This window comes from Cellulomonas pasadenensis, assembly GCF_047229365.1.
Lineage (GTDB): Bacteria > Actinomycetota > Actinomycetes > Actinomycetales > Cellulomonadaceae > Cellulomonas.
In genome coordinates this window covers 38,558-48,834 of the sequence record NZ_JBFTEP010000009.1, presented here as the reverse complement: position 1 = coordinate 48,834, position 10,277 = coordinate 38,558, and the positions used below count along the sequence as shown (strand labels likewise).

Here is a 10,277-nt window from a genome sequence, read left to right as displayed (position 1 = left end):
GTCAGGCCCGGCGCACCGCCGCGCGCCGGACGCCCACGAGCAGGCCGCCCGCGGCGAGCGCGAGCAGGCCGGCGGCGACCCACGGGCCCGGCGTCGCACCGGTCGCGGCGAGCGCACCGCCGTCGGCGCGCAGCACGGTGACCTGCGCGGACACGTCACCCGCCGACGTGCGCACCACCACGGTGTGCACCCCGGGCCGGGTCGAGCGCGGGATGGTGACGCGCGTCTGCAGCGTGCCGGCCGCCGTCGTCGTCCGAGCCGCGAGCAGCACCGGGTCGGAGTGCAGCTCGATGCGGGCCGGTGCCGCCGCCGGCAGGCCCGACGCGGTGACGTCGATCTCGCCGCCGGCGCGCACGCGCGTGGCGGAGAGCGTCAGCGTGGGCGCCGGGGAGGCGGGTGTGACCGGCGTCGACGGCGTGCCGGGGGCCGGCGGGGCGGGCGTCGTCGGCGCGGGGGTGGTCGGGTCCGGCGTGGGTGCCGGGGTGCCCGGGTCGGTCGGCTCCGGGGTGGGGGTCGGCGTGGGCGTCGGGGTCGGCTCCGGCTCGACGGCCGCCGGCACGTACGCCGACCGGCCCTGGCCGAGCTGCCCGCTCGCGTCGAGCCCGTGCACGGTGACCTCGACGTCCTCGGCGCGCTCGACGCCCGTCAGCACGATCGACCGGTCGCCGGCCGGGCGGTAGGCGACGCCGATGCCGTTGACGGCGATGCCCCAGCGGGCCGCGCGGTCGTCGCCGGGCGTCCACGTGACCGTGACGTCGGAGACGCCGTCGACCGGGTCGGTCGCGGACACCTCGACGGTCGCGGGCGCGGCGGGCCGGCCGTCGTCGGGCGCCGTCGCGGAGACGAGCACCGGCGCGGACATCGAGCCGACGGTGCCGTTGGCCGCCGTGACGCGCACCTGCATGAGGCCGTCGAACTCGCCGGGGTAGGTGTGCGTGAGGACCGGCTCGGTGGTGGTGCGGTCGAACGTGCCGTCGCCGTCGACGTCCCACGCGTACTCCGTGATCTCCGAGCCGATGACGTAGGACGCGGAGGCGTCGAACGTGATGGCCTCGCCGAGCGGCGCGGCGTAGCGGAGGACGGGCAGCAGGACGACCGGGCGGTTCTTGAGCTCGGTGAGCGTGTCGGTCAGTGCGGCCTCGGTGTCGCCGCCGTCGACGACGACCTTGCCGGCCGTCTGCGACGCGAGCGCCTCGTAGGACGCGGCGGCCCACTCCGGCACGACGGGGTACAGGTTGACCGGGTCGATCTCGAGCGAGCGGCGCACGACGTCGGCCGTCGTCCACCCGGTCGCGATGTCGGGGTCGTGGTACGTCTCGTCGGTCAGGATGATGGCCGCCTTGGTGGCGCCGTTGCGCCACTCGAGCGTGTTGAAACCCTCCATGAGCGCGGCGAGCAGCGCCTCGGGGCTGTCGCCGCCACCGTCGGCGACGATCGGGTCGAGCGCCGCCTGGAACGCGGCGACGTCGCTGGTCAGGCCGATGCGGGTGACGGCGACGAACTCGTCGCCGGCGTCGCGGTACTCGACGAGCGCGATGCGCCCGCGGGCGGCCGCGATGGTGCCGGCCATGGACGCGGCGAAGCGCTTGGCGGCGTCGATCTGCCCGCTCATCGAGCCGGTGGAGTCCAGGACGAACATGACGTCCAGGCCCGTCGTGCCGGCGCCGATCAGGTGGATGCCCGCGTCGAACGTGGGCGCGCGGTCGGGGAGGCGCGTCTTGAGGCGCTCCGCGATCTCGCGCGCGGCGTCCTCGATGGCGCCGCCGTCGTCGCCGTAGACCATGTGGCCCGACGTCGTCCACGGGGCCTTCGCCGACCCGCACACGAAGTCGTCGTCCTCGCACCAGAGGCCGGACGAGCTCGTCCAGCCGGCGGGCAGGTACGGCTTGCGCGCGCCGAGGGAGCCGTTGTCGGTGCGGCAGTCCGGCACGTCACGACGCCACTCGGAGTTCGAGCCCGCGCCGCGGCACGCCGCCGGCCAGATGCCCTCACCCTCGGGCAGGTGCAGCTTCGGGTCGCCGAACAGCGCGTTGAAGACGATGCGCTCGCGGAACGTGTCGGTCAGGTACTGGTACGTCTGACCGATCACCTGCGCGCCCTGCGAGTACCCGCCGAGCACGAAGACGGTCTCGCCGCAGGTCACCATGCGCTGCCCGAGGTAGGCGACGAGCTCGTGCGCGCCCTCCCACACGCTGTTGCCGTACTCGAACGCCAGGCCCGAGCCGGCGCTCGCGCCGATCGTGTTGCTGATCTGGTCCCACCCGCCCGTGCCGACGGCGACCGCCGGGTACTGGTACCCGTCCTGCGCCTCGGTGCCGAGCTCGTACACGTCGAACGTCGTCGGCGCGGCGATGCGGTCGGTCAGCTCGTCGCGGAACTTCGTGAACTCGCGCCCGTCCAGCCCCTGGCCCGAGCCGCGGGCCCACACGGCCTCGACGTCGGTGCAGGCGCGGTCGACCTCCGCCGCGGTCGCGGCGGGCACGGGGAGCGTGAGGGCGCCGACCGCGACGGCGGCTCCGGCGAGCAGGGCGCAGGCGCGCCGCAGACGGGACATGGAGAGGGCCTTCCGGAACGGGGTGGGGGCGCCTCAACGTAGGGGTCGGGTGTGCGGGGAAGTGTCCGGTTCGGCGGCGTTCATCCGGACGCCGCTGGTACGTCGCTAGTTCGGCCGAACGTCGAGCTGGATCGAGGCGCCGTCGGTGGTGGTGGAGGTGACGACGCGGAGCTCGACGGCGAAGCCGTCGACGGTGGCGGTGGCTCGGCAGACCGTGCGGTCGGTGGGGTGCTCGGGGGTGCAGGTGCCGTCCAGGGTGGCGGGCCAGCCGGCGGCTTCGGTGAGGGCGTCGATGTCGTCGGCCGTGGGCTGGTTCGGGGTCGTCCAGGCGCGCTGGACGGAGGGGCAGGGCTGGCCGCCGAGGCAGAGGAAGGACGGGGCGGTGACGACGTCGGTGACGAGCTGCCAGGTGGCGGGTGGGGTCAGGCGGTCCGCGACGGGGGTGGCCGGGGGGCCCGCGAGACGGGGGAGGAGGAGGGTGGCGGCTGCGGCGAGGGTGGCGACGGTGGTGATCGCGACGATCCAGGCGCGGCGGCGGGCAGGCGTGTTCGCGGGCATGACGGGCCGTGCCTTCCGCTGGAGGTGGTGGGGCGGATGCTAGCGAGGGTGGGATGCCGGTGACGGGGGTTCACCCGCGCGGTGGCGGGTGGGGGGTGCGCGGGCCGTCTGTGGAGGACGCGCCGGCGTTCGGCGGCCGCGCACCTACAGTGCCGCGGGTGAGCGACTACCCCGCCTGGTCCTTCCGCGTGCCGCTGCGCCGCGACGCCGAGCCGGCCGCGCTCCGGGCGCTGGCGGCCGTCGCCCGCGACGTCCCGCCGGATCGCGAGGACCTCGACGCCCTGCACCCCGTCGTCGCGTACTACCTCGAGGACTGGGCGCGCATGCTGCACTACGAGCCCGAGCCGTACGTCGGCTCGCCGGTGCGCCTGTCGGGGATCGGCACGCACGAGCCGTCGCTGACGATCGAGTTCAGCCAGCACGACGACGAGCACGCCGAGGTCGGGTACGTCCTGTGGCTGTGGGTGCTGACGCTGGCCGCGCGTCCGCAGCGTGAGCCGTGGCTCATCGGGCACCACGTGCCCACGCGCCGGTACGAGTGCGAATGGAAGGCGATCACCGTCGACCCCTCCGGCATCGATCTGCACGGGGACCCGATGAGCTGGGCGGAGCTGGACGCCGCGTGGGCGGAGCTGGTCGCGACCCGTACTGGGTGACGTGGCGGCGGTGACGACCGCACCTTGTGGCAGTGGCGCCTCGTGCCCGCACCGCTGCGTAGCGGTGTGCGACGTGACGGCTTATCCATCCCTACGACGTGAGAGATGGATAGTCTGACGACATGTCGATCCCTATAGGCCCGGGGACCGGGGCGGAGACGCAGCATGCGTGGCCTGCCCTGGCGTGGGAGGAGCGCCCGTGGCGGGCGACCCTGCCGCCCGAGATGCTGTCGCGGTCGGCTCGTGAGGAGCTCGCGCGTCCCTACCGCGCCGCGGTCACACCGGCCATCGCAGACGTCGACGTGCGCCTGCCGCGCGAGACAGCCACGGCTGCGGAGGGCGCGTCGGCCGTCATCCGCGACTTCGACGCCGAGGCGGCCGGTGACGTAGCGCCCTTCGCCGCGATCCTGCTGCGCTCCGAGTCGGCGTCGAGCTCGCAGATCGAGAACCTGACGTCCGGCGCGAAGCAGATCGCGCTCGCGGAGCTCGGCGAGGAGTCGCGCCGGAACGCGACGCAGATCGTCGGGAACGTGCACGCCATGCAGGCGGCACTCGAGCTGTCCGAGGCGATCGACGCCGACGCGCTCCTCGCCATGCACCGGGCGCTCCTGCAGGACACCGAGCCCGAGCTGGCCGGCCGGTGGCGTCAGGAGCAGGTGTGGATCGGCAGGGGCGGCTACTCGCCGCACCGGGCCACCTTCGTGGCGCCGCACCCCGACCGCGTCCCTGCAGCCATCGACGACCTCGTCGCCTTCACGCGCCGCGACGACGTGCCGCCGCTGATCCACGCGGCGCTCGCGCACGCGCAGTTCGAGACCATTCACCCGTTCCCCGACGGCAACGGCCGCACCGGCCGCGCCCTGATCCACGCACTGCTGCGCCGCCGCCGGCTCACGCGCTCGCTGACGGTGCCGGTGTCCGCCGGGCTGCTGGTCGACACCGGTGCGTACTTCGACGCCCTGACCGCCTACCGGGCCGGCGACCCGGCGCCGATCGTCTACGCGCTCGCGGCCGCGACGCACGATGCCGTCCTCAACGGGCGCGTGCTGCTTGCTGACCTGCGTGCGATCCGTGCGGAGTGGACGTCGAGGCTCCGTGCGCGTGCGGACTCGTCGGCGTGGCCGCTGCTCGACCTCGTGCTGCGTCAGCCGGTCGTCCACACGGCTGTCGTGCAGCAGGAACTCGGCATCTCGCACACCAACGCGATGCGAGCGATCGAGCGCCTCGTCGCGGCGGGCGCGCTGGTCGAGGTCGGGGGCCGGCGGCGCTCGGTGCTGTGGCAGTCGACGCAGGTGTTGAGCGCGCTGGACCGGTTCGCCGCGAGGGCGGGGCGGCGGGCGTTGGGGGAGGTCTGAGGGCCGGGTAAGTGCAGGTGCGGCGTCGGCTTGGCGTGAAGCGTTGTGGACACCTGGTGACCACAACGCTGCACGCCGGGGTGCGGGCGGTGGGTCAACGGCAGTCGTCGGGGGTGGGGACGGCGGTGCAGAGCTCGGCGACGAGCTTGCTGGTGCGTTCGACGACCTCGAACGGGGCGCTGGTGGCGGTGGTCTGGGCGGTGCCGTCGACGTCGCGCCAGACCGGGGAGCCGGCGACCTGGTAGCGGCCGGACCACTCGGTGGTCAGGGTGATCGTGCGGGTGCCGAGGGATCGGTAGACGTGGAACGTCTCGAACGCCGGGTACGGGGCGCCGGGGTCGGTGGTGACCAGCGGACGTCCGCCGTCGCCGAAGTCGTACGTGAACCGCGTCGGCGTTGCTTCGACCGTCACCTGGAAGCCGAGAAGGTCGGTCGTCAGCGTCACCGGGGACGGATCGGTGTGGACGATCGTCTCCTTGTTCACGAGCACCCAGTCGGCCGCGGGCTGGACGTTCAGCACCGGGGCGGGGATGGGGAGGCGCCGGAAGTCCTCGGACGAAAGCGTGGGCATTGCGTCGGCACCGCAACCGCCCGCGTCGAGCGACTCCCAGTCGCCCCACGCGTCAGCTGCAGAGGCGCGTGTCCGCATCCACATCGGAGGGAGGGCTGTGTCCTCGCCGCAGTCGATGACGGAGAGCGGAGTTCCCTCCGAGCAGGTGCCATCACTGTTCCCTCGTGGCTGACGCCACGACACGGACGTGGCGCAGATGGGTGCGCGTTCGTACTGAACGAGCCGCTCTGGCTCGGGGACGCGCACGGCTGCGTCGCTCATGCGCTGCGCCTCCGACGCCGATATCTCCATCGCCTGGCGGTCAGCGGCGACGGCAGCGCGACTGCCGATGCCACCGGTGCCACCCTGGCTGCTCGGTGGCGCTCCCGTAACCGGTCCGGCGACCATCACCGTCGCAAGGGAGAGGGCTACTGCCGTCGACGCGATCACGGCGACGGCTCGCCGTGGGTGGCCAACACGTCGACCCCACGGATGACCCAGCCGTCGATCCACCAGACGGCGAGGAACAGGTCGTACGTACCGCCGGCGTCCTCGGTCACCACCGCACCGTGGGCGTCCCGACGTTGCGACGGACTCTGCGCCGCGGTGACCCACACCGAGTACGACTCGCCCCGGTTGATCGCAGCACCCCGTGACGCAGTGACCTCCACGGCCGATCCCGTGTCGCTGTGGTTGGCCGTCTTCATCGACTCGACATCACTCAGCACGCTGTTGCAGAAGGAGCAGTCGTCAGCCGCGAGCGCGGCCCATTCCGTGGTGTCCCCGGAGACGTACATGTAGTCGTAGAGGTCGGAGAGGAAGTACTCGGCGGCTGCAACGGCGCCCGCCTCGTCGTTCGTCCCCATGGCGGCCGGCCGGGTCGGCGATGTCGCAGTCGGGGACGGTGTCGGCGTGGCGGAGGACTGCGCCGGCGTGGCGGACCGCGTCGCGCGAGTCGCGCTCGGCGTCGGTTCCGGCCCGGAGTCGGGCGTGCAGCCGGCGAGGAGCAGCAGTGCAGCGCCGGTCGCGGCTGCTGCGATGAGCCGGCGTCGATGAGGCATGCCCGGAAAGTACCGGTTGTGGGCTTCGCGTTGGCCAGCGCCGCCCACCCTGTGGATACGGCACACCGGTCGGGTCCGGGGGCTCCGCACACGGGTGAGGCAGCATCGCGCCCATGACCGGTCACGTCTTCGTCCTCCATGGACGCCTCGAGCACCTCGACGCCGATGCGCAGGTGATCCCCACCGACCACTGGTTCTCCGTCACGGCCAAGTGGGCGGCCGCCCTGGGCGTCGCGCACGAGGACGGCTACGCCGCGGCGGACGACGTCCGGCCCGCCGACTGGTACCCGCGACGTGGCTTCTCCCGCGCCCCGGGGAGCCCGGGCGGACGCCCGACCTGGTTCGTCGCGATCGACGAGCTCGCCGGTGAGCCCGCCGTCGCTCTCGGTTCCCGGGTGGAGCAGGCGCTCGAGGAGGTGGCGGCGTCTGTCAGCCCCGCCGAGCGCCGTCCGCACCCGCTCGTCGTCGTCCCAGTCATGGGCGTGAGCGGAGGGGGGTACGACCACGACCGCGGCGCCTTCGCCCGTGCGCTCCTCGACGCAGCGGTCGCGGTGACGTCCCACCGGGATCTCGACGTCGCGCTCATGGCGTACGACCCGACGGACTACTCGGCGCTGCAGGAGCTGCGACGAGCCACGGTCGACACCGTCGACCCGCTGGTCGACCGCCTTGCGGGCCTGGCCCGGGAGGGCAAGCTCGCGCTCCTCATCGGCGCCGGTGTCAGCATGGGCGCGGGGTTGCCGAGCTGGAGCGGGCTCCTCGAGCAGCTCGCGCGCGACACGGAGCTGGTCGCGTCCGAGCTCTCCGACCTGCCCGCCATCGACCAGGCGGAGCTCATCGGCAAGCAGGTGGCGGACATGCGCCAGCGGGTGAGCGACATCGTGCGCGGCCACGACCGCTACGCCCTCGGGCACGCGCTGCTCGCGTCGTTGCGCTGCCAGGCCGCCGTGACGACGAACTACGACCACCTCTACGAGGCGGCGCTCGGCGACGTCCACCGGGGGGCCGCCGTGCGCGTCCTGCCCGCGGGCCCGGTGGACCAGGAGAGTCCTTGGGTCCTGAAGCTGCACGGAGACGTGGACGACGCGGCGAGCATCGTCCTGACGCGAAGCGACTTCGTCGGGTACGACGCGGCGTCCCGGCCGCTCGGCTCGGTGGTGCAGACCCTGCTGCTGACGAAGCACCTGCTCGTCGTCGGGGCGTCCCTGACGGACGACAACGTGTTGCGGCTCGCACACGAGGTGATGCGCTCGGCGCGGCAGCACGGGACCGGAGTCGTGCCCGACGAGCTGGGGACGGTGCTCGTGCTGGGTGAGCCGGGCGCTCGCGGGCTCCTGTGGAAGGGGACGTTCGAGTTCCACTCGACGACGGCGCCGGGATCCACGGACAACGCGGCCCAGGCCCGTGACCTCGCCATCTTCCTCGACGCCGTCGCGATGCACAGCAGCCGCGCGACCTACATGGCCGACGAGCGCTACGGCGCCCTGCTCGTGGACGAGGAGGCCCCGGTGGCGGAGGCGGCGCGGAGACTCGCGGCCGCGATCGAAGCACTCCCCGAGCGCCACGCGCGTCGGTGGTCAGGTCTCACGGACAGCTTGCGCCGGCACGGCGCCGGAAGCGCCTGACGGGAGGCGATCGCAGCGGGCCAGGCCGGGCTGCGCGCTCGAGGCCCACCTGGGCGCGACGGCCGATCTTCCGCTCTCCGGCAAGCGGGTGAATCGACCCCTCCCGCGGCGTCGCGTCATTGCGACGACGTCGGGCCACGTGCTGAGCTCGACGGGTGGCGATGACGGCGGTCGAGCGGGCGGCGGGCTCGTGACGGTCAGCGCCTGGAGCTGCTACACCCGGGTCTCCGAGTCCTTGCTCGACCACTCCTACGGAGACGTCCTCGGGCACCGGTACGAGTACGACTCGAACGTCATCAACCACCGGGGCATCGCCGTCGGCGACGTGATCGTGCTGCGTGACCGGCAGCTGGTCCTCGGCTACGGCGTCGTCGAGTCCGTCGATAGTCGTCCGCACGTCAAGCTCATGCGTCGGTGTCCGTCGTGCCGACAAGCCGACTTCGCCACGCGCAAGCGTGCGCTCCCGCGACACCGCTGCAACGACTGCGGCCACGAGTTCGACGAGCCGCTGGTCGTGCCGCTCGACGTCACTGCCTACGCCGCCTCCTACGAGGCCTCCTGGATCGACTTCCCGTCACCCGTGCCGGTCCGCGTGCTCGACGACGTGTACGCGGGCAAGGACAGGCAGAACGCGATCCGCCGGCTCGACCCGGACCGCGCGATGTCCATGCTCCGTGCGTACTCCGGTATCGAGGGCGCGTTGCAACTGCAGCTCGTACAGCACGCGCCGCCCTTGGACGGCGGGCACGTCGAGGCCGTCGTCCGTCGCCGCGTGAACCAGGGCCGGTTCCGGGAACGGATGCTCGAGCGGTTCGACGGGACGTGCGCGGTGACGGGACGGCAGCCTGAAGCCGTGCTCGACGCGGCCCACCTGTACTCGTATGCGGAGCGCCCCGAGCACCAGGACGACGGGGGACTGCTGCTGCGCGCCGACGTGCACCGGCTGTTCGACCGGCTGCTGCTGACGATCGATCCCGTCCATTGGCGGGCGGAGGTGGCGCCGGTGCTGCGGGAGCGGCACGAGCATCTGGACGCGCTTCACGGGGGTCCGTTGCACCTTCCGCGACGGGTCCGTCCCGCCATCGGGCTCGTCGCCGATCATCGCCGAGCCGCGAGAGATCGATGGCGGGATCTGGCGAGGACATGAGGAGCCCGGCGCCTGCAAGGTGCCTGGTGCTCCGACCCGCGCCCGCGGTGCGGCCGCGGGTCGCGTGACCGGACCTGAGACTTCCGCTTTCCGTGGCGACCGGGCGACGTCGATCGAGAGATCACGCTCGGATCTGCCAGCGCGGCGGCGCCCCGGCGTCATGGATGAAGCGCGGATCGCGGTAGAGGATGGCGTTGACCTCACGACGCGTCACCGGTCGGCCGACGAGGCGGTGCAGCGATGCGGCCACCTCCTTGGCGGAGGCGCCCGGGAAGCGCTGAACGCACTGGACCACGCGCTCCGTCAGGTCCTGCGTGTCCGCCGTCTCCGCACTCGTCGGTCGCGCCGGAGCCACCTCGACGGAGGGCCGGGGAGACGGAACGATCGGTGTGGACGTCGGCGAACCGTCGCGGGGAGCCAGGCGGCGCTCGTGTCCGACACGCGGTGGGATGCCGAGGCTTCTCTCGATCTGCGTTTGGACGTCCGTGACTCGCGCGAGGGACGCAGCAAGATCCGGACCGCTACCACCCCGGGCACGCAGGTCGGCGAGCGCCCGTGCCGCACGGATCAACGCCGCGTCGAGCTCCGCGGGCACCTCAGAGGGTTGGGCACCGGCCCTTGCGTGCGCGGCCGAGGGCGTGAAGGGGCGTTCGCTGACCGCTGGGACGGCGCTCGACGTCTCGGCACGGAGCGGTGCGATGACGCCGCGGTTCGCGAGCGCGGCACCGAGCCACTTCATGAGATCTCGGGGGTTTGGTCGGCCGGTGCCAA

General features: G+C 73.0%; 9 protein-coding genes. 4 read left to right on the top strand and 5 right to left on the bottom strand.

Going from position 1 to position 10,277, the window contains the following annotated elements:
* Position 1 precedes the first annotated feature (1 nt).
* Both AB6N23_RS02745 and AB6N23_RS02740 read right to left on the bottom strand, forming a co-directional pair.
* A complete protein-coding gene (locus AB6N23_RS02745; protein WP_412864538.1) occupies positions 2-2,554 on the bottom strand; it encodes a cutinase family protein in 2,553 nt (850 codons plus the stop codon).
* A gap of 105 nt (positions 2,555-2,659) precedes the next feature.
* Positions 2,660-3,112: a hypothetical protein gene (locus AB6N23_RS02740; protein ID WP_412864536.1), complete on the bottom strand. Its 453-nt coding sequence runs from the start codon at positions 3,110-3,112 to the stop codon at positions 2,660-2,662.
* A 158-nt stretch (positions 3,113-3,270) separates the two neighbouring features.
* On the opposite strand from AB6N23_RS02740, the gene AB6N23_RS02735 reads away from it, so the two are divergent.
* Both AB6N23_RS02735 and AB6N23_RS02730 read left to right on the top strand, forming a co-directional pair.
* Positions 3,271-3,768, top strand: coding sequence for a hypothetical protein (locus AB6N23_RS02735; RefSeq protein WP_412864534.1), 498 nt, complete (start codon positions 3,271-3,273; stop codon positions 3,766-3,768).
* A gap of 122 nt (positions 3,769-3,890) precedes the next feature.
* Positions 3,891-5,123 carry a Fic family protein gene (locus tag AB6N23_RS02730; RefSeq protein ID WP_412864532.1) on the top strand — a complete coding sequence of 411 codons (1,233 nt, stop codon included), beginning with the start codon at positions 3,891-3,893 and terminating at the stop codon, positions 5,121-5,123.
* Between the two features lie 94 nt (positions 5,124-5,217).
* On the opposite strand, the gene AB6N23_RS02725 is transcribed toward AB6N23_RS02730, so the two are convergent.
* Positions 5,218-5,694 (bottom strand): hypothetical protein, encoded by a 477-nt coding sequence (locus AB6N23_RS02725; protein ID WP_412864530.1) that lies wholly within the window; start codon positions 5,692-5,694, stop codon positions 5,218-5,220.
* Positions 5,695-6,119: 425 nt separating this feature from the next.
* Positions 6,120-6,734, bottom strand: coding sequence for a DUF6318 family protein (locus AB6N23_RS02720; RefSeq protein ID WP_412864528.1), 615 nt, complete (start codon positions 6,732-6,734; stop codon positions 6,120-6,122).
* 113 nt (positions 6,735-6,847) lie between these two features.
* Between AB6N23_RS02720 and AB6N23_RS02715 the strand changes: the two genes are divergently transcribed.
* Positions 6,848-8,359, top strand: coding sequence for an SIR2 family protein (locus AB6N23_RS02715; RefSeq protein WP_412864527.1), 1,512 nt, complete (start codon positions 6,848-6,850; stop codon positions 8,357-8,359).
* A gap of 190 nt (positions 8,360-8,549) precedes the next feature.
* A complete protein-coding gene (locus AB6N23_RS02710) occupies positions 8,550-9,506 on the top strand; it encodes an HNH endonuclease (protein ID WP_412864525.1) in 957 nt (318 codons plus the stop codon).
* Positions 9,507-9,627: 121 nt separating this feature from the next.
* Here AB6N23_RS02710 and AB6N23_RS02705 read toward each other — a convergent pair whose 3' ends face one another.
* Positions 9,628-10,245 carry a hypothetical protein gene (locus AB6N23_RS02705; protein WP_412864523.1) on the bottom strand — a complete coding sequence of 206 codons (618 nt, stop codon included), beginning with the start codon at positions 10,243-10,245 and terminating at the stop codon, positions 9,628-9,630.
* Between the last annotated feature and the right edge of the window lie 32 nt (positions 10,246-10,277).